The 18,145-nt window shown below is 65.3% G+C and carries 16 protein-coding genes and 2 tRNA genes; 7 read left to right on the forward strand and 11 right to left on the reverse strand.

What is annotated here, in order from left to right:
- Positions 1-6: 6 nt before the first annotated feature.
- The gene (gene uvrC, locus LH19_RS09130; RefSeq protein WP_054727256.1) at positions 7-1,941 is read right to left on the reverse strand and encodes an excinuclease ABC subunit UvrC; all 1,935 of its coding nucleotides are present in this window, start codon (positions 1,939-1,941) and stop codon (positions 7-9) included.
- A gap of 71 nt (positions 1,942-2,012) precedes the next feature.
- Here uvrC and LH19_RS09135 point away from each other — a divergent pair, with 71 nt between their 5' ends.
- On the forward strand, positions 2,013-2,732 hold the full coding sequence (locus tag LH19_RS09135) for an SDR family oxidoreductase (RefSeq protein ID WP_054727258.1): 720 nt from the start codon (positions 2,013-2,015) through the stop codon (positions 2,730-2,732).
- 92 nt (positions 2,733-2,824) lie between these two features.
- Here LH19_RS09135 and LH19_RS09140 read toward each other — a convergent pair whose 3' ends face one another.
- The 3 genes from LH19_RS09140 to ettA all read right to left on the reverse strand — a co-directional run bounded on the left by LH19_RS09140 (position 2,825) and on the right by ettA (position 5,660).
- Positions 2,825-3,487: a hypothetical protein gene (locus LH19_RS09140; RefSeq protein WP_054727259.1), complete on the reverse strand. Its 663-nt coding sequence runs from the start codon at positions 3,485-3,487 to the stop codon at positions 2,825-2,827.
- Positions 3,488-3,519: 32 nt separating this feature from the next.
- Complete coding sequence (locus LH19_RS09145) at positions 3,520-3,897, reverse strand: PaaI family thioesterase (RefSeq protein WP_234716119.1); 378 nt, start codon at positions 3,895-3,897, stop codon at positions 3,520-3,522.
- An 83-nt stretch (positions 3,898-3,980) separates the two neighbouring features.
- Complete coding sequence (gene ettA, locus LH19_RS09150) at positions 3,981-5,660, reverse strand: energy-dependent translational throttle protein EttA (protein WP_054727263.1); 1,680 nt, start codon at positions 5,658-5,660, stop codon at positions 3,981-3,983.
- Positions 5,661-5,794: 134 nt separating this feature from the next.
- Here ettA and LH19_RS09155 point away from each other — a divergent pair, with 134 nt between their 5' ends.
- From LH19_RS09155 to LH19_RS09170, 4 genes are all read left to right on the forward strand, one after another.
- Complete coding sequence (locus tag LH19_RS09155; RefSeq protein ID WP_407696740.1) at positions 5,795-7,201, forward strand: M28 family peptidase; 1,407 nt, start codon at positions 5,795-5,797, stop codon at positions 7,199-7,201.
- Between the two features lie 205 nt (positions 7,202-7,406).
- Entirely contained in the window at positions 7,407-7,775 is a 369-nt protein-coding gene (locus LH19_RS28575) for a hypothetical protein (protein WP_156344021.1), read from the forward strand.
- A 14-nt stretch (positions 7,776-7,789) separates the two neighbouring features.
- On the forward strand, positions 7,790-8,221 hold the full coding sequence (locus LH19_RS09165) for a VOC family protein (RefSeq protein WP_054733266.1): 432 nt from the start codon (positions 7,790-7,792) through the stop codon (positions 8,219-8,221).
- Between the two features lie 37 nt (positions 8,222-8,258).
- Positions 8,259-8,335, forward strand: a tRNA-Pro gene (locus LH19_RS09170).
- 12 nt (positions 8,336-8,347) lie between these two features.
- Here the strand turns inward: LH19_RS09170 and LH19_RS09175 are convergent.
- The 4 genes from LH19_RS09175 to LH19_RS09190 form a co-directional block, all read right to left on the reverse strand.
- Positions 8,348-9,823 (reverse strand): M20 family peptidase, encoded by a 1,476-nt coding sequence (locus tag LH19_RS09175; protein WP_054727267.1) that lies wholly within the window; start codon positions 9,821-9,823, stop codon positions 8,348-8,350.
- An 83-nt stretch (positions 9,824-9,906) separates the two neighbouring features.
- A tRNA-Ile gene (locus LH19_RS09180) sits at positions 9,907-9,982 on the reverse strand.
- A gap of 67 nt (positions 9,983-10,049) precedes the next feature.
- Positions 10,050-11,054, reverse strand: coding sequence for a polysaccharide deacetylase family protein (locus LH19_RS09185; RefSeq protein WP_234716120.1), 1,005 nt, complete (start codon positions 11,052-11,054; stop codon positions 10,050-10,052).
- Positions 11,055-11,107: 53 nt separating this feature from the next.
- Positions 11,108-12,745: a histidine kinase dimerization/phospho-acceptor domain-containing protein gene (locus LH19_RS09190; protein WP_054727271.1), complete on the reverse strand. Its 1,638-nt coding sequence runs from the start codon at positions 12,743-12,745 to the stop codon at positions 11,108-11,110.
- A gap of 183 nt (positions 12,746-12,928) precedes the next feature.
- Between LH19_RS09190 and LH19_RS09195 the strand changes: the two genes are divergently transcribed.
- The gene (locus LH19_RS09195; RefSeq protein WP_054727273.1) at positions 12,929-13,402 is read left to right on the forward strand and encodes an Lrp/AsnC family transcriptional regulator; all 474 of its coding nucleotides are present in this window, start codon (positions 12,929-12,931) and stop codon (positions 13,400-13,402) included.
- A gap of 71 nt (positions 13,403-13,473) precedes the next feature.
- Here the strand turns inward: LH19_RS09195 and LH19_RS09200 are convergent, their stop codons facing one another.
- Entirely contained in the window at positions 13,474-14,775 is a 1,302-nt protein-coding gene (locus tag LH19_RS09200; protein WP_054727275.1) for a hypothetical protein, read from the reverse strand.
- Between the two features lie 177 nt (positions 14,776-14,952).
- Positions 14,953-15,246, reverse strand: a complete 294-nt coding sequence (locus LH19_RS09205) for an Hpt domain-containing protein (RefSeq protein ID WP_054727277.1) — start codon at positions 15,244-15,246, stop codon at positions 14,953-14,955.
- Between the two features lie 68 nt (positions 15,247-15,314).
- Between LH19_RS09205 and LH19_RS09210 the strand changes: the two genes are divergently transcribed.
- A complete protein-coding gene (locus LH19_RS09210) occupies positions 15,315-17,684 on the forward strand; it encodes a hypothetical protein (RefSeq protein WP_054727279.1) in 2,370 nt (789 codons plus the stop codon).
- A gap of 192 nt (positions 17,685-17,876) precedes the next feature.
- Here LH19_RS09210 and LH19_RS09215 read toward each other — a convergent pair whose 3' ends face one another.
- Positions 17,877-18,137 (reverse strand): DUF1467 family protein, encoded by a 261-nt coding sequence (locus LH19_RS09215; RefSeq protein WP_054727281.1) that lies wholly within the window; start codon positions 18,135-18,137, stop codon positions 17,877-17,879.
- Positions 18,138-18,145 lie beyond the last annotated feature (8 nt).

An 18,145-nucleotide genomic window follows, 5' to 3' on the forward strand; every position in this document is an offset into this window, starting at 1 on the left:
CCTCTCTCAGCTTCCCGGATGATAGAAATCATAGACCGCCTGCGCGACCGCCGCACTGACCCCCGGCGCCTTGCGCAGATCTTCGAGGCTCGCATTGCGCACCGCGCGGCCAGTACCGAAATGCATCAGCAGCGCCTTCTTGCGCGACGGGCCGATCCCCGGGACCTCGTCGAGCGGCGACGAACCCATCGCCTTGGCGCGTTTCTGGCGGTGCGCGCCGATCGCAAAGCGATGCGCTTCGTCGCGCAGCCGCTGGATATAGAATAGCACCGCATTGTTCGGCGGCAGGGTGAATTCGCGCCCGTCGGGGTGGTAGAAGGTCTCGCGCCCGGCATTGCGGTCGGGCCCCTTGGCGACTCCGACATAGGGCAGATCGTCGATCCCCAGTTCGGCAAATACCGCCGACACCGCCGATACCTGCCCCTTGCCGCCGTCGATCAGCACCAGATCGGGCCATTCGCCCTTCGTCCGCTCGGGGTCTTCCTCGATCGCACGCGCAAAGCGGCGCTGGAACACTTCGCGCATCATCGCGAAATCGTCGCCCGGTTGCGTCTCGGCGCGCTTGATATTGAACTTGCGGTACGCGCCCTTGATCCAGCCCTCGGGCCCGGCGACGACCATCGCGCCCAAGGCATTGGTGCCCTGGATATGGCTGTTGTCGTAGATTTCGATGCGCTGCGGGGGGTCGTCGAGATCGAACAGATCGGCGAGTTCGCGGCCCAGCTTGGCCTGCGAGCTGCTTTCGGCCAAGCGCCGGTCAAGCTCCTCGCCCGCGTTGCGCACCGCCTGTTCGAGCAGGCGACGACGGTTGCCGCGCTGCGGCACGCTGATCTCGATCTTGCGCTCCGCCACTTCACCCAGCGCCTCGGCGAGCAATGCGCATTCGGCGGGTTCGCGGTCGACAAGGATCAACTTCGGCGGCGGCACGCCTTCGTAAAACTGCATCAGGAAGCTTTCGAGCACCTCTTCTTCGGGCACCCCGGCCACATGCGCGGGGAAGAAGCTGCGATGCCCCCAATTCTGCCCGCCGCGGATGAAAAAGCCCGCGATGCAAAGCTGCCCGCCCTTCGCCGCCAGCGCAAACACATCGGCATCGCCGAGGCCATCGGCGTGGACCGACTGGCTGCCCTGAATGAAGGTCAGCGACTTCAGTCGGTCGCGCAGCACCGCCGCCTGCTCATAATCCATCGCCTCCGCCGCTTGGGTCATGGCGTCGCCGAGCCGCTTCTGGACCGCGGTCGAGCGGCCTTCGAGGAAATCCTGCGCGTCGCTCACCAGCCCGGCATAATCCTCCTTCGAGATGCGATCGACGCACGGCGCCGAACAGCGGCGGATCTGGTACAGCAGGCACGGCCGCGAGCGGTTGGCGAAGAAACTGTCGGTGCAACTGCGCAGCAGGAAGGTCTTCTGCAGCGCATTGAGCGTCCGCGCCACCGACCCCGCGCTCGCAAACGGTCCATAATAGCGCCCCTTGGCGCGCCGCGCGCCGCGATGCTTCTGCACGCGCGGGAAGTCGTGATCCATGCGCAGGAGGATGAACGGAAAGCTTTTGTCGTCGCGCAGCAGCACATTGTACGGCGGGCGATAGCGCTTGATCAGCTGCGCCTCGAGCAGCAACGCCTCGGCCTCGCTCGTCGTCGTGATGATCTCCATCGCGCGCGTCTGCGACACCATGCGCTGCAACCGCTGCGGCAGCTTGGCGACCTGCGTGTAATTGGTGACGCGGTTTTTCAGCGCCCGCGCCTTGCCGACATAGAGCACGTCGCCGCGCGCATCGAGCATGCGATAGACGCCCGGGCGCACCGGCAATTTGCGCACGACGCTACGGATCGCCTCGGCGCCGCGCTCAAGGTCGGGCTTGTCGCCGTCCTCGCCGCCGCCGCGAACGACATAGGTCGCTTTCTCTTCGTTGAATCGGTCGGGAGCATTCGGGCGAACCATGATTTTGCATGTAGGCGAAGGCGATCCGCCTCGCCATAGTGTCGGAGGTAAAACGACATAGGAGGGGTCTTATGGATGTTCGCGGCAAGCTGGCGCTCGTAACGGGCGGCAGCGACGGGATCGGGCGCGAAATCGCGCTGCAATTGCAGGCCGCCGGCGCGCAGGTGATCGTCACCGGGCGCTCGGCGGAAAAATTGCAGGCGATGGCGGCGCTGGGCTTCGGAACGATCGCCGGCGACCTGTCGACGCCCGCCGGGGTCGATGCGGTTGTCGATGGCGTCGCGGGCAGGCCGCTCGCGCTGCTCGTCAACAACGCCGGGGTCGGCAGCGAATATGAACTCGATGACCCGGCCTCGCTGGCCAGCGCCGAAGCCTGCATCCGCACCAATCTCGACGCGCCGGTGGCGCTTTGTACGCGGCTGTTACCCACCCTGCGCGCGCAACCCGAAGCCGCCATCGTCAACGTCACCTCGGGTCTCGCCATCGCGCCGCGCGCGGGCGGTTCGATCTATTGCGCGACCAAAGCAGGCCTCCGCAGCTATACGCAGGCGATCCGCCACCTGCTCAAGGACAGCAACGTCCGCGTCATCGAGGCGCTGCCGCCGGTCGTCGAAACCAATATGACCGCCGCGCGTGCGGGCAAGAAGATGAGCGCGCATGATTGCGCGGCCGAGATCGTCCACGGCATCCGCACCGGAAAGCGCGAGGTCAACGCCGGCATGGTGAAGCTGCTTCAGTTCGTGAACAGCATATCGCCGGCACTTGCCCGGCGGATCATGATCCAGTTTTGACCGGGGGCTTTTTGGCCCAACCTACCTTCGTCATCCCGGACTTGATCCGGGATGACGGAGAAGGAGAAGGCTGAGATCGGCCGAAATCGACCTCAATCGCCGATCATATAATCGGCGATGCCATAGCAATGACTCGCCTGATACGCGTTCCGGCCCCGGTTCATGTGCGTCAGATTGAACCTCCGGATCGCACGCAGCACCCGATCGGAGCCCATGAAGCGGCGGGTCGATGCGGCGCCGCGCACATTGACGATGAATATATCGGCCCCACGCGGAAAATAATGGCTCACATCCTCGGGCGCCGCGACGGCCCCCTCCAGAAACGCCTCGTCGAGATGGTCCTGCATCACCGAGCCGTCATCGGTGAAATCCGACAGGTGGACGATGAAGCGCGACCGGATGCCTTCGCCGTCCGCATAGAGGGTGAACAACTCCATCCAGCTCGCATTGACGCGGATCAAGGGCTTGTCCGATGTCGACGGAAGACACGAAACCGACCAATATTCGCGCTCGGTCCGGCGCGGCATCGGGATGCAGGTCGCACCATAGAGTCCGAGGATGTCCAGAACCTCCTGCGCCTGCGGGCGCCGCAGCAGCTTTTCGACCCGCGCGGCATATTTGAACCGTTGTTCGAGCGACTCCGAACGCGCATCGGCATCGCCCAGATCGGCCTTGCCCTCGCTCCAGCCCTGCTGCTCGTCGAGATCGAGAAACTGGCGCAGACCGGTGGCGCGGCGGCGTGCTTTGTTGCTCATGCCGGACACCTAGCAGGTCCGGCGCCATCCTGTCAGGGAATCGCGTAGGTCACGTTGGCTTGACCCACCGGCTTGTCGGCGTCGTCGGTCCAGATGCGGATATCCATCACCGCGAGCCGCTTGCCGAGCCGCAACAGATGCGCATCGGCGAACAGCGGGCCCGGGCGGCACGGGCGCAGAAACTGGTAGTTGAGCGCGCTGGTCACTGCCATCGCGACCGGGCCTATATGCGCGAGGACGAGCGCATAGGCGGCCATGTCGGCAAAACCCATCTGCGTCGGCCCCGAGATCAGCCCTCCGGGGCGCAGCGCCTTGTCGGTGGGATCGAGCCGCGCACGGACATGTCCCGGCGCGGCCGACACGACATGACCGCGCGAGCCGGGTTCCGATTGGGGAAAGGCCTCCGCCATGAAAGCGTTGAGCGCGTCCGCATCCAGGCGGATCGCGCCTGAAGAGATTGGCTCCGATATTGGCGCTTCCTCCGACATCGGGATCAGCGCGTCAGCTTCTTGTAAGACGTCGCGTGCGGGCGCGTCGCATCGTCGCCGAGGCGGCGGATCTTGTCTTCCTCATAGGATTCGAAATTGCCTTCGAACCATTCGACATGGCTGTCGCCCTCGAACGCGAGGATGTGCGTCGCGAGGCGATCGAGGAAGAAGCGGTCGTGGCTGATGACCACCGCGCAACCCGCGAAATTTTCAAGCGCTTCCTCGAGCGCGGCGAGCGTTTCGGTGTCGAGGTCGTTGGTCGGTTCGTCGAGCAGCAGCACGTTGCCGCCCTGTTTCAGCATCTTTGCCATGTGGACGCGGTTGCGCTCACCGCCCGACAGCTGGCCGACCTTCTTCTGCTGGTCGACGCCCTTGAAGTTGAACGCGCCGACATAGGCGCGCGTCTGCATCTCGTGCTTGCCGATGTTCATCAGCTCGTGGCCGCCCGAGATTTCCTGCCAGACATTGTTGTCGGGCTTGAGGTCGTCGCGGCTCTGGTCGACGAAGCCGAGGCGGACGGTGTCGCCGATCGTGACCTTGCCGGCATCGGGGGTTTCCTGCCCCGTGATCAGCTTGAACAAGGTCGACTTGCCCGCGCCGTTCGGACCGATCACGCCGACGATGCCGCCGGGCGGCAGCGAGAAGCTGAGGTTTTCGAACAGCAGCTTGTCACCATAGGCCTTCGAGATGCCGTCGACCTCGATGACCTTGCCGCCAAGGCGTTCGGGGACCTGGATGACGATCTGCGCCTTGCCCGGGATACGCTTTTCCTGCGCTTCGACGAGTTGGTCGAAGCTCTTGATACGCGCCTTCGACTTGGCCTGCCGCGCCTTGGGCGACTGCCGGATCCATTCGAGCTCATCCTTGATCGCCTTCTGGCGGCCGGCATCCTCGCGCGCTTCCTGTTCGAGGCGCTTGCCCTTCTTTTCGAGATAGGTCGAATAATTGCCTTCGTAGACGAAATAGCGGCCGCGATCGAGTTCGAGGATCCAGTTCACGACATTGTCGAGGAAGTAGCGATCGTGGGTGACGAGGATGACGTTGCCCGGATAGTCGACGAGATGCTTTTCGAGCCAGGCGACGCTTTCGGCGTCCAAATGGTTGGTCGGTTCGTCGAGCAGCAGGATCGACGGCTTCTCGAGCAGCAAGCGGGTCAGCGCGATGCGGCGGCGTTCGCCGCCCGAGAGATTCTCGACGCTCCAGTCACCGGGCGGGCAGCGCAGCGCTTCCATCGCGATTTCGAGCTGGTTGTCGAGCGTCCAGCCGTCGACCGCGTCGATCTTTTCCTGCAGCGAACCCATTTCTTCCATCAACGCGTCGAAATCGGCGTCGGCGGGCGGATCGGCCATCAGGGTGCTGATCTCGTTGAAGCGCTCCATCATGTCGGCAACGCCGCGGACGCCGTCCATGACGTTTTCCTTGACCGTCTTGGTCGGGTCGAGCTCGGGCTCCTGCGCCAGATAGCCGACGGTAATCCCCTCGCCCGGCCACGCTTCGCCGGTGAATTCGGTGTCGATGCCGGCCATGATCTTCATCAGCGTCGACTTGCCGGTGCCGTTCGGGCCCACGATACCGATCTTGGCATCGGGATAGAATTGCAGGCTGAGGTCCTTCAGCGTCGGCTTTTGCGCGCCGGGATAGGTCTTGTTCAGACCCTTCATCACGAAACTATATTGGGCGGCCATGGAAATGCTCCGGTATGGGCTGGGCCACAGATGCGCGGCCGGAAGAGTTGGGCGCCGGTTAGCGAATGGGCGCGGGCTTGGCAATCGGCGCTTGCGCCCGCGGGTCGGACCGTTACGACAGCGGCATGAAAACTATGCCTTCCTTTACCCGCCTTGCCGGGATTGCCACCCTTCTCCTGACCACCGCCGGCGCTTCCGCCTCGCTTCCGCCGCCGCCGACGGCGGTCGATCTGGCGCAGCGCGGCGACGACATCGCATGGTCGATCACCGAGGATCTGACGACCGAGATCGGCCCGCGCATGGCCGGTACCGAGGCCGAAGCCGCGGCGCGGCGCTGGGCCGTCGCGCGGCTACAGTCGATGGGTTTCGCCAACGTCCGCGAAGAGCAGTTCGATATGCCGGTCTGGGTCCGCGGCGCGGAAGAAGCGTCATTGATCGGCCCTTTCCTGCCCCAGAAACTGGCAATCGCCGCGCTCGGCAACAGCGCTTCGACCGGACCGAAGGGAATCGAAGGCGAGATCGCCTATTTCGCGACCTATGACGAGTTGGTCGCCGCCCCTTCCGGGCAGGTAAAAGGCAAGATCGTCTTCATCGACCATCAGATGAAGGCGGCGCAGGACGGCAGCGGCTATGGCCAATATGGCCGGGCGCGCTTTACGGGCGCCAACGTCGCGGCGAAGAAGGGCGCGGTCGCGGTCGTGATCCGCTCGATCGGAACCGACAGCCACCGGGTGCCGCATACCGGCGGGACCAATTTCGAGGCGGGCGTCACGCCGATCCCCGCTGGCGCCCTGTCGAACCCCGACGCCGACCAGTTGGTACGGCAATGGCAGCGCGCGCAGCGCCTCACCAATCCCGCCACGGCGAAGGACGATGCCGAGCCGCTTCGCATGAAGCTGGTCCTGACGCCGCGGAACCTCGGCACGAAACATTCGGGCAATGTCATCGCCGAAGTGGCGGGCAGCGATCCTGCCGCGAGCCCGGTCATCATCGCCTGCCATCTCGATAGCTGGGACCAGGGCACCGGCGCGATCGACGATGCGGCGGGCTGCGGCATCATTACCGCTGCCGCGAAACATGTGATGGCGGCCGGCCAGTCGCGCCGGACGATCCGGCTGCTCTGGGCCGGCGCCGAAGAGGTCGGCGTCTTCGGCGGAAAGGCCTATTTCGAGGCGCACGGGAAAGAAAAACACGCCGTGGCGATGGAGTCAGACTTCGGCGCCGACCGGATCTGGCGGGTCGACTTCAAGCTGCCCGACAGCGCCAAGGAACTCTCGCATCGCATCGCCCTCGCCGTCGCGCCCTTCGGCGTCACGATGGGCCAGCATCCCGCTGGCGGCGGTGCCGATGTCGGCGCGCTGATCGCGGCAGGGGTACCGGCGATCGACCTGCAACAGGATGGGACACGTTACTTCGACCTGCACCACACGCCCGACGACACGCTGGACAAGGTCGATCCCGCCCAATTGCGGCAGAATGTCGTGGTCTGGACGGCAGTTTTGGCGATTCTCGCCAACAGCAGCGATGCCGAGCTGCCATGAACGTTTCAACTAAATGACAGAATTCCGAGCCCGCCAGCCATCTCAATTATTTTTGTTGACGATTCATGCGGAACGGCTAAATCCCGCCGCTCGCGGTACGGGAAGTTTTCCCGGACGCGGAAAGGCATTTTAGGGAGCCCACACATCATGAAGAAGTTTGCTGCTATCGCCGTTGCTGCCAGCATGTTCGCCCTCGCCGCTTGCGGTGAAAAGGCTGCTGAAGAAGCCACCACCGACGCCCCGGCTGCTGAAGCTGTTGCGGAAGAAGGCGCTGACGCCGCTGCTGCTGGCGCCGACGCCGCTGCCGCTGGTGCCGACGCTGCCGCTGCTGGCGCCGACGCTGCTGCCGCTCCGGCCGCTGACGCCGCTGCTGCTCCGGCTGCCGACGCTGCCGCTCCGGCTGCTGACGCCAAGGCTGCTGCTCCGGCTGAAGAAAAGAAGTAAGTCGCAGCCCTTCGGGGCAATGACTGAAACGAAAAGGGACGGTCTTCCTTCGGGAAGGCCGTCTTTTTTTGTTTGGCTTCCGCCATCCGGAACGGTCGGGCGCCGCCATGCGTCCATTCGGCAAGCATGAGGATGGAGACGCGCATGTCCGAAACCACGATCCCCTTCACGATGGCAGGTCTCGACCATGTCGTCCTTCGTGTATCCGACATTCGGACGATGCTCGATTTCTATCATGACGTGCTGGGATGCAGCGACGAGCGCACCCAGTTCGAAATCGGACTGTTCCAGCTCCGCGCCGGTCGTTCGCTGATCGATCTGGTGACGATCGACGGCAAGCTGGGCGCCGCCGGGGGCGCCGCACCGGGCCGCGAGGGCCGCAACCTCGACCATTTTGCACTGGCTATCCATCCCTTCGACGAAAATGCGATCCGCGCGCATCTGGCCCGTCATGGCGTCGCGATCGAGCAGTCGGGGCCGCGTTACGGCGCCGAAGGCGAAGGTCCGTCGGTCTATTTCCGCGATCCCGAAGGAAATCTGATCGAACTCAAGGGCCCCGCAGAGCACAGCGTATAGACTTGCCCTTCGACGCCGTCTAAGGCGCCCACGGCGTCGGGGAGTGGCGCAGCCCGGTAGCGCGCTTGCTTTGGGAGCAAGATGTCGCAGGTTCGAATCCTGTCTCCCCGACCACTCTCTCCGCCGTTACCCCGCCGACGTCGCGATCAATCGCGCATAATAATCGATCATGCGGCGAAAGCTGTCGATCGTCATATGCTCGTTGGTGCCGTGGATCATTGCGGTTTCCTTGAGCGTGAAGTGCATCGGCATGAAGCGGTACACATCGTCCGAAATCGGCTCCATGCTGCGGCTGTCGGTTGCCGCGACGACGAGATAGGGCGAAACCACCGCATCGGGAGCGTCGGCGCGCGCTGCGGCGACGACATATTTCCAGCCCGGCGAACTGCTCGACGACACGCGCGAAGGCTCGTTCGGCGGTTTGACCCAGGTCAGTTCGACCGGCGCGTCGCCGACCGCGGCCTTGGCGCGCGCCATGACATCGGCCGAGCTGTTCCACGGCGCAATGCGATAGTTGATCAGCGCCGATGCCGATTGCGGCAGCACATTCTCTTTCGGGCTTCCTTGCAGCATCGTCGGCGCGATCGTGGTGTGGAATGCGGCGGCCGACGATGGCGAGCCCGCCACCTCGCGCTTGACGAGCGAGCCGAGCAGCCACTGGTTGGCGACCGCCATCTTGGTCGTGCCGCCCTTGTGCGCCGCCAGTGCCTCGATCATCGCCGCGCCGGGGCCGCGCATCTCGATCGGGAAAGGTTTCTCGGTGATCGCCAGCACGGCGCGCGCGAGCGTCGTCACCCCGGTTTCCGGCGGCGGCATCGAACTGTGCCCGCCGGGAGCGTTGGCGGTGACCTTGAGCGTCGCATAGCCTTTTTCGGCGACGCCGATCAGGATCGCCGGGCCATTGATCACCGGCGTATCGCGCAGCACGACGCTGCCCTCGTCGAGCGTGAACAGCGCGCGGACGCCGTCGGCCTTGAGCTTCGCCGCCGCCGCGACCGCGCCCGAACCGCCGGCTTCCTCATCATGCCCCGAAACCAGATAGATGCCGCGTTTCGGCTTGAAACCCTGCGCCGCCAGCGCCTCCAGCGCCTCGAACAGGCCGATCAGCGATCCCTTGTCGTCGACCGTACCGCGGCCCCAGACGGCGTTTTCGGCGATCGTTCCGGCGAAGGGCGGATATTTCCAGTCGCCTTCGGTGCCTTCGGTGACCGGGACGACATCCTGATGCGCCATCACGATGATCGGCTTCGCCGCCGGATCGCTGCCCGGCCAGTGATAGATGAGCGTCCGGTTCGGCAGGATGGTGCGCGTCATCGCGCGATGCATCGCCGGATAGGTCTTCGCCAGCCAGCCGTGCAGCCGGTCCCATTCGGCAATCTCGTTTTCGGCGGGGTCCTGATGCGAGATCGTGCGGATCTGCGCCGCCGCGCTGAGATGGGCGACGGCGGCATCAAGATCATAGGGCGGCGCGGCGGCAAGGCGGATGTCGCTGCCGTCGGCGATATCCTTGGGCGCGAAGCCTGCCGTGCGCACTGCGACCGTTCCCGCCGCCAGTGCTAGCACCGCAAGACCGCCCAGGATGATGATCCGCCGTTTCGCCATAATTACTCCCCTCCGCCATCTGCGGCCAATGGACCGCGATCGGTTGCAAGATGCAAGGGAAATGCCGGTGCGGCGGGAGAAAATGGTGGGCCCGGCAGGACTCGAACCCGCAACCTAGCCGTTATGAGCGGCCAGCTCTAACCATTGAGCTACAGGCCCCTCCTTTACCCGGCGGGGTGTGCGGGCGATAGCGGAGCACCCGGCGGATTGGCAAGCGGCAACGCGCTCAGACCGCACTTGCCCTGCGTTCGGCCATCGCCAATATCTCCGCCGCGGTCGTCGCTTCGACACCCCGCCGAGCCAGATGCTCCAGCAAGACGTCCCACCAGCGATAGAAGAGGTCGAGATCGGCGCTGCTGCGGACATAGGGCGTATTGCCGGGCTGCAGCGACGGCGAGTGAAAGGAGAAGTTGAGGACCGGCACCCGCTGGTCGAGGGCGATATCGACCGCCCGGCAGGCACGCTCGGCGGGAATACCCTCGGGGGTCAGGGCGATCCGCTCGACGAGCCCCAGCCGCGCGAGCGCTGCGCCGACATGGGTGCCTTGCCGCGCAAGCCGATGGTAAAGGCTGCTGCCCGCCCGCCCCAGCAAACCGCCGAACACCGTCGTCACAGGCACTTCGAGGATATCGCCCTGCCCGGCCGGCACCCACCAGGGCGCGAGCGGCGCGCCGCGATAGTCGGGGCCATGTCCGGCGCGATAATCGAAGCCCGAGCGGACCGACGTATCGCAGCGGAAGCCGAGTTCGGCGAGGATCGTTGCCGTTTCGGGGCCCAGGCCATAGCGGCCGGCCCGATAGACGAGCGGCGAAAGGCGAAAACGGTCGCGGATCCCGTCGCGCAGCGCCGTCATCTTGGCGCGCTGGAGTTGGGCGGGCAAGTTGCCGGTATAGCTGTTTTGCTCGCTCACCTCCTCGTCGTGCGGCGGGGTCACCCAAGGATGAAGCTGCGCGCCGATTTCGCAGCGCCCGTCCGCCGCCGCCGCGCCCAATATCTCGACCGCGCGGTCGTCGGTGACGATCGGCCAGTCGACCAGATAAATGGGCCGCACGCCTGCACGCTCGAACCACGCCTGGCATTCGGCGAGCGCGGGAACCGAGTCGAGGCGATAGCCGCTGCGCGCAAAGGGCGCCCGCCAGTCGAAATCCTCTTCGGTGTCGATCGTCACCCAGAAGCGTGGCCGTTCGCCGGCATCGAGCAGGATCAGGCTCGACGCTGCTGGATGTGCCAAGAGATTGCCCGCAGGCTGCACCGCAATTTCCCCCGTCGGCCCCGGTCCGCGCTCTATTCGCTTTGCTGGACGTCCAGCCCGCTGCCAGCGCCCGGGTTGGCCGAGGGCAGATGCAAGGTCAAGGCGTTATGCCCGATTTCGAGTCGTCCCCCGGCGCCGCGCGCGAGGCTGTCGACGAGACGGAGCGAAAAGCCGAGGCTGAGGATCGCCGCGCCGGGCGCTTCGCCTTCGGGGCTGAAACCGGGATCGAGCAGGTTGGCGGCGGTCGCGAAGCGAATCGACGCCGGACGGACGATGCGTAGTTGCAGCATGTCGTCATGCGCCGTTTCGGTGACAAGCTGCCCGACCATGATCGTCCCCGGTTCGGAAACATCGACCAGCGCGGTAAGCAGGCGGCCGATCATCCGGCGCGCGTTGGCGTCGCCCGCCCGGGCGAAAAACGACCCGCCGACGCGCGAGATGCTGAGGTCGATCCGCTGTTCCGCGAGCAGCCCGGCAAGGTCGTGCTCGACCTGCGCCACGATCGCCGCGACGTCGACCGTTTCACCGACCGGTTCGGTTGCCACGCTTTCGCCGGCCCGCGCCGCAGTTTCGAGGTCGTCGATGATCGCCTGGATCGAAGCGGCGTCGGCGACGATCGTCTCCGCCATCCCGCGATACGCCCCGCTGACCGGACCGAACATCTGCCCCGAGATGATCTGGGCAAAACCGGAGATGGCGTTGAGCGGGCTGCGCAGTTCATGGATGAGCTGGCGGATCGAATCGCCCGAATCCGGCGCTGCCGGATGGCCGTAGGGTGTCTCGTTGCGGTAGGGTCGCCGCGCGGTACCGCGGTATCCGCGAAACTGTCCGGTCGCCGGGTCGAACCAGGGCAAGGCCGAAAAACGCCACTCGCCCGCATCGGCGGGCGTGCCGTCGAGGATCATGCGCGCGTTGATCATCTCCGCCCGCTGGCGAAACGCGCCCGCGGCGACGCCATCGGTGCCCGGCTCGCCGCCGAAGGCAGCCTCGGCGATCGACAGGCCGATCGCGCTGCCGCGTGCGATCCCGTCGACCCAGTGAATGACGCCATCGGGGCCGGTTTCGAAAAGGAAACCGGTGCGCGGCTTGCGCGCCGCCGTCGGCTGGCCGCGCGTCGACTGGAACTTGTCGATCCGCCGGACGAGTTCGCTGATCTGGTTCGACCCGGTATCGTTGGCCGGCGAAGCCGCCGCAACCTCGGCGCCGGTCTCGGCAAGCGCCATCGGCGTTTCGATCGCGTTCGCCGGCTGGGGCAAGGCGACCGATCCGCTGCCGAGGCTGGCCAACGCGCGGCGGACATTGACCGGCAGGTCGTCGCGTCCGGCGAGGATCGACCGCGCCATCGCCCCCGTCGCCGGGAGCAGCGCGAGCCAGTCGGCTTCCGACAAACGCGCGCCGCCGAGCATCGCGGCCGATACCGCGGGCACGTCATTGGCATAAAGCGCGACGAGCGGCGCAAACCGGCCATGGCGTGCGATCGCCCGCGCGCAATCACGGCGGACATTTTCGGGGACCTGCGGCCGCAGGACGGCGAGCGCATGCAAGCTGCGACGAATATCGCCATCGCGCAGTTGATTGCCGCGCTGCGCCAGAATATCGGAGAGTTGACGCCACGCAGCAATGCTCGCCCGGCGGTCCGAAGGCGCCTGGCGCAAGATGGTCGTAATCATCGAGTCAGCAGTCACGCGAAGCCGGCCCCACCCTCATTTCGTTGGTTAGCGTATCCTTAGCGGCTAGCGTGAATCAATGGGTCATGAAAGCACCTTAACCATCCTCGTCGCATTGTGGGACAATTGCATTCGCCTGAAATAATATTATGGTCAGCGGCTTGCAAGGACAGCGGAAGTTACAAAATGGCGAGCCAAAAATTCGATCAGATCGATTTGCAGATATTGGGCGAGCTGCAAAAAAACGGGCGGATGACGAATGTGGAGCTGGCGCAGATGGTCGGGCTGACCGCCCCGCCGTGCCTGCGCCGCGTCCGTGCACTCGAAGAATCGGGGGTTATCCGGTCCTACCACGCCGACCTCGACGCCGCGAAGCTCGGCTATGGCATCACGGTGTTCGCGATGGTCAGCCTGCGCAGCCAGGCCGAATCGGACCTCAAGGCGTTCGAGGATTATGTCGGCGGCCTGCCCGAAGTGCGCGAATGCTATATGCTGAACGGCGAGATCGACTTCTTGCTGAAGGTTGTCGCGCGCGATCTCCAGAGCTTCCAGTCGTTCCTGACCGCGCACCTGACGTCGGCGCCCAATGTCACCAGCGTGAAGACCTCGCTGACGATCCGCACCGCAAAGCAGCTCGCCGGCATCCCTGTCGAAGACTAGTCTGACGGTCCGCAATAAAAAAGGGCGCCGTCCGGGGAGGACGGCGCCCATTTCTGCATCGAGTAAAGGAATCAGCTTCCCGTTGCGGGTGTCGCGGCGGGCGCCGGCGCGGCGCCGCCATCGACCTTGATCACCCACAGATCGGCAAGCCGCTTGCGGGGGCCGGTGACCTGCGCGAAGCTGGCTTTCGCGCCGGCGGCATCGCCGGCCAGCGCCTGCGCCACACCCATCCGGTAGGTCCAGAGCTCCTTGTCGCCGCCGGCAGCGATCGCCGCCTTGTAGAGCGGCACCGCGTCGGCGTAGCGGCGATAGCTGACCAGAGCGTCGCCGGTCGCGCCCGCGACCTTCGGGTTCGACTGCGTCGAAGGCTTGGCGGCATAGGCGGTCAGCGTCGATTCCTCGTCGCCCGCGCGTTCGCCCTGCGTCTTCGCGATTCCGTCGAAATTGGCGTCGGGCGTCGGAATGACCTTGCTCGCCTTGCCTTCGGCGACCAGCGCAACGACTTCGCCGGGAAGCGCGGCTTCGGTGGCGAGCGCAGCATATTCCGAATATTCGGGGCGCTGGAGCATCGATTTGGTCGCGCGCATCAGCCGCAGCGTGTCGAGCGCGATTTCCTTGTTCTCACCGGTCTGCTGCAACAGGATGAACAGCGTCTGACGCCACACTTGCGGCTGGTTATAGTCGCGCATGCGGAGCGTCATCAGGTCGAGCGCCTCGGGATTGCGGTTCGCCTTTTGCAGCGCCTGGATCGGACGCACATAAAGCTCGTCCGAGGGACGCTGTCCGGCGGCACGGCTGGCTTCGATGCCGGCCTTGGCGATCGTGAGCCCCTGGTCGATCTGGCCCTGCTGCAAATAGCTGTCCATCAGCAACAGCGGCAGTTGCGCCTCGGTCGAACCCGCGGCCTTCGCCGCTTCGAGGCGCTTCACCGCCTTCGCATAATCCTTGGCGCCATAGGCAAAGTTGCCCGAGAAGAAATTATAGGTCGCGGCATTTTCCGCCGGCGTGACGCCCGTGTCGAGCATCGCGTCGAGCCCCTGGCTCTGCACCGCCTGATCCTTGTTCAGGATGCCGAGCTGGAGCTGGTAGAAGCCGGCGAGATATTTGTCGTCGGGGGTCGTGGCCGATGCCTGGCCTTCGGCCAGCGCGGCTTGCAATGCAGCGGCGTCCTTGGCCTTCGACGCTTCTTCCATCTTCTTGGCGGCGGGGATGAAGCCCTTGCTGACCGAAATGCCGCCTCCCTTGGCGGACTCTTCCTTCTTGTCCTTTTCCTTCTTTTCCTTGGCACCGGCGGGGGCAGCGGACATCATCAGCGCGCAGCCCAGCGCAGCGGCCATCGCCGTCGCGGGCATCGAGCGAAAACGCTTGAACATCGAAATCTCTCCTCAAAGATACGGCCGCCTCGCCTCGGCACACAAATGGGCTCGGCCGCGGTTCGGTAACGCGGCTAAACCCGTCGCGTTGCCAAGGCAAGACAGCCGGGGTCGATATTTATCATGTAGAGGCGCGGCTGAACGGGGATTGAACCCGGATTGGCGCAAGTGGAGCGTTCAGACCTCGTCGATCGCCCGGTTGATCTGACGCAGCACTGCGGGATCGCCGGGCGCGCCAGCCATCGCCGCTTCGGAAAGCTGGATGAGCGGCACGATTCCGAATGTCGCGGCCAGCCCCTTAAGCCGCAGGGCCGCGACGTGCCAGTTCGCATCGCAACGGGCGCGGCGCATCAGGTCGGCAAGGTCGCGGGCGCTGTCCGTGAACACGCTGCGCAGTTCGAGCGTGATCGCTGCGTCGTCACCGACGGCGGAACTCAGATACCGGTCGAGAGGGCCACTATCGAAAGACATTCCACAGGCTTGGCAGCTTGTGGTTAAGTTTCGGTTTCTCGGGCGACATTTGGTGCTAAGATGGGGGGATGACGGGGGAAAAGAAGATCGTCGGATTGTGGCGGGATTCCGCGGCAAACCAGGAAACGGACGGCAAGGTTCCGGAACAGGCCGCTGCGCCCGAAGCAGCGCCTGCGCCCGAAACCGCGCCTGCCGCCGAACGGGATTGGCTGGATATGTCGCCGCTTACCGAAGCCGAAACCGCGGACGACGCGAGCGACGCTCCTGCCCCGCCCTCGGCATGGCGCGATCGCCTCGCCCCGGCCCTTCTCATCCTGCTCGGCGCCGGCTGGACATTCTTTGCGCTTTATGGCGCGACCGGCGGCTTCGCTGCGGCGCCTGCGGCGGAAGCTTGGCCGGCGCTGATCGCCACCATCTCGATGCCGCTCACCTTGCTCGCCATATTGTGGATGGCACTGCTCCGTTCGAGCCGGTCGGAGCAGGCGCGATTCGCGCGGATCACGACGTCGCTCCGCAACGAGAATATGATGCTCGGCCAGTCGATGCATTCACTCGGCCTACATCTCGCCGACGCGCAGAAACAGCTCGCCGAGCAAGCGAAGATCGTCCAGCAACTCGGGCTCGATACGGTCGCCCGGTTGCACGACAGCAGCGACCGCCTCGCCAGCAACGCGTCGGTGATCGCCAACGCGCACGACCAGCTCGCGCGGTCGGGCGACGTCGCGATGCAGCGGATGGACGGGCTGCTCGCGGGCCTGCCGCGCATCGACGATGTCGCGCAGCGGCTTGCGGTGAATTTCCGCGAAGCCGGGCTGGTCGCCCACCAGCAGGGCGCGAACCTCGAGGCGCGACTGGCGGCGCTCGGCGAGGAAGCCGCCAAAACCGCCCAGACCAGCGAAGCCGCCACCACCAGCGTTCTCGAAGCGATGGTCGCGCTGCAGGGACAGACCAAGGAAACCGAAGCCGACCTGCTTGCCGCTTCGGCGCAGGTCACCGGCGCGCATGGCACGGCGCTGGCGCAAATCGCGAAGGGAGCCGCGTCGGCACGCGACGATATGTCGGCAACCGTGGCCGCGGTGACTGGTCAGATGGACGAGAGCTGGCGACAGTTCCGCGACGGCGTCGATGCCGCTGCCGCGCAGATGGACGCAAAGCTGGCAGCGGCACGCGAAGCCGGCGACGCCATCGGCAGCCAGTTGACCGCCCATGGCGAAGCGAGCGAAGCGCTTGCGGCCCGCATCGGCGCGCATGTCGCCGACGTCGAACAGCAGCTTGCCGGTCTCGATGCCAGCGTCGCCAAACGCACCGACGTGATTGGCCGCGCCATTGCCGACACCAAGGCGCAGCTTGGCGCCTTTGCCGATCAGGTGACGAGCGGTAACGGCTCGGCGCAGCAGCTTGTCGGCCATGCCGAATCGCTGCTCCTCGCGCTCGATGCGGTGACGCGCGAACTCGACGAGTCGCTGCCGCACGCCCTTGGCCGCATGACCGCGCACGGCAAGACGACGCAGACCGCGCTGTCCGAACTGCGCCCGATGCTCGACGCCTCCGAACTCGTCGCACAATCGACGCTGTCGCACGTCAATGCCGTGCAGGCGACGCTGAAGACCAACGAAGCGCAGATGACCAGCCATGCCGAAAACCAGCGGCTGCTCGTCGAACAGGTCAACGCCGCGCTTGCCGAAGCCGATGCGGCCTTGGCAAAGCTGCGCGACGGCGCCGACGACTTTGCCGAACAGGGCGGGGCGCGGATGATCGCGACGCTGGCCGAGGTGCGCAGCACCGCCGATTCGGCCGCCGAACAGGCGCGCGAGACGCTCGACCGGCTGATCGCCGGTGCTCGTGAGACGATGCAGGCGACCGCCAGCGACGCGATCGATGCGGCGTTCAAGACCGAGATCATGACGCAGCTCAACGCGATCGAGGACGCCTCGCAGCGCGCGGTTACAGCCGCGAACGCCGCCGCCGACCGGCTGATGCGCCAGCTCATCACGATCATGGACACCAGCGCCAGCGTCGAACAGCGCGCGCTCGAAGCCGAGCAGGCGATCGCCGCCTCCGATCGCGATTCGCTGGCCAAGCAGGTCGGCGTGCTCACCGAAGCGCTGAAGTCGACGGCGATCGACGTCACCAAGATCCTCTCGACCGAGGTCAGCGACGCCGCATGGGACGCCTATCTCAAGGGCGACCGCGGCGTCTTTGCGCGGCGCGCGGTGAAGCTGATCGAGAATAGCGAAGCGAAGGAAATTCTGCGCGTCTACCAGAATGACGACAATTTCCACGCCGCGGTGAACCAGTTCATCCACGATTTCGAAGCGATGCTACGCCTGCTGATCGGCGCGCGCGACGGATCGGCGATCAGCGTGACCCTGCTGTCGTCGGATATCGGCAAACTCTATGTCGCCATGGCGCAGGCCATCGATCGCCTGCGGAACTGATTGCGTTCAGACGGAATCGGGTGAGACGGCGGCTCTCGGCCGGTAGCGGACGTAAGTCGTTTGGAATTCCTCACTGTGTCATTCCCGCGAAAGCGGGAACCCAGGGCGGGTTTACACTACTCTGGATCCCCGCTTTCGCGGGGATGACAAAAGTTGGAAACGTCCGCTTTCCACCCCAAAGCAGACGGTGCTTCAAGCCCGCCCGCTCAGTACGTCGGGGTCGGCCCAGCCGTTCACATAGGCAAGGTAATAGAGGCCGAAGGCGACCGTCGCGACGATCGTCATTTGCAGCAGGATGCGTCGCGGCCGGAAGGCGGCCGGCGCTCCCGGTTCCTGCCCGCGCACCAGCGGCGTTTGGTCATCGCTCGTCCGGCGCCCGTGAAACGGCAGCACGAAAAAGGCGCTGAACGCCCAGAACAGCAGATAGATGGCGAGTGCCGAGGTCCATTTCATCGTCGTGC

The organism is Sphingopyxis macrogoltabida (genome assembly GCF_001314325.1).
Lineage (GTDB): Bacteria > Pseudomonadota > Alphaproteobacteria > Sphingomonadales > Sphingomonadaceae > Sphingopyxis > Sphingopyxis macrogoltabida.

Excerpts from the sequence above, each read along its gene's own strand:
- ettA (WP_054727263.1), bottom strand. The coding sequence starts at position 5,660 with ATGGCCGCCCAATATAGTTTCGTGATGAAGGGTCTGAACAAGACCTAT.
- LH19_RS09140 (WP_054727259.1), bottom strand. The coding sequence starts at position 3,487 with ATGAGCAACAAAGCACGCCGCCGCGCCACCGGTCTGCGCCAGTTTCTC.
- LH19_RS09205 (WP_054727277.1), bottom strand. The coding sequence starts at position 15,246 with ATGTCTTTCGATAGTGGCCCTCTCGACCGGTATCTGAGTTCCGCCGTC.
- LH19_RS09165 (WP_054733266.1), top strand. The coding sequence starts at position 7,790 with ATGTCCGAAACCACGATCCCCTTCACGATGGCAGGTCTCGACCATGTC.
- LH19_RS09155 (WP_407696740.1), top strand. The coding sequence starts at position 5,795 with ATGCCTTCCTTTACCCGCCTTGCCGGGATTGCCACCCTTCTCCTGACC.
- LH19_RS09215 (WP_054727281.1), bottom strand. The coding sequence starts at position 18,137 with ATGAAATGGACCTCGGCACTCGCCATCTATCTGCTGTTCTGGGCGTTC.
- uvrC (WP_054727256.1), bottom strand. The coding sequence starts at position 1,941 with ATGGTTCGCCCGAATGCTCCCGACCGATTCAACGAAGAGAAAGCGACC.
- LH19_RS09145 (WP_234716119.1), bottom strand. The coding sequence starts at position 3,897 with ATGGCGGAGGCCTTTCCCCAATCGGAACCCGGCTCGCGCGGTCATGTC.
- LH19_RS09175 (WP_054727267.1), bottom strand. The coding sequence starts at position 9,823 with ATGGCGAAACGGCGGATCATCATCCTGGGCGGTCTTGCGGTGCTAGCA.
- LH19_RS09190 (WP_054727271.1), bottom strand. The coding sequence starts at position 12,745 with ATGATTACGACCATCTTGCGCCAGGCGCCTTCGGACCGCCGGGCGAGC.
- LH19_RS09200 (WP_054727275.1), bottom strand. The coding sequence starts at position 14,775 with ATGTTCAAGCGTTTTCGCTCGATGCCCGCGACGGCGATGGCCGCTGCG.
- LH19_RS09195 (WP_054727273.1), top strand. The coding sequence starts at position 12,929 with ATGGCGAGCCAAAAATTCGATCAGATCGATTTGCAGATATTGGGCGAG.
- LH19_RS09135 (WP_054727258.1), top strand. The coding sequence starts at position 2,013 with ATGGATGTTCGCGGCAAGCTGGCGCTCGTAACGGGCGGCAGCGACGGG.
- LH19_RS09210 (WP_054727279.1), top strand. The coding sequence starts at position 15,315 with ATGACGGGGGAAAAGAAGATCGTCGGATTGTGGCGGGATTCCGCGGCA.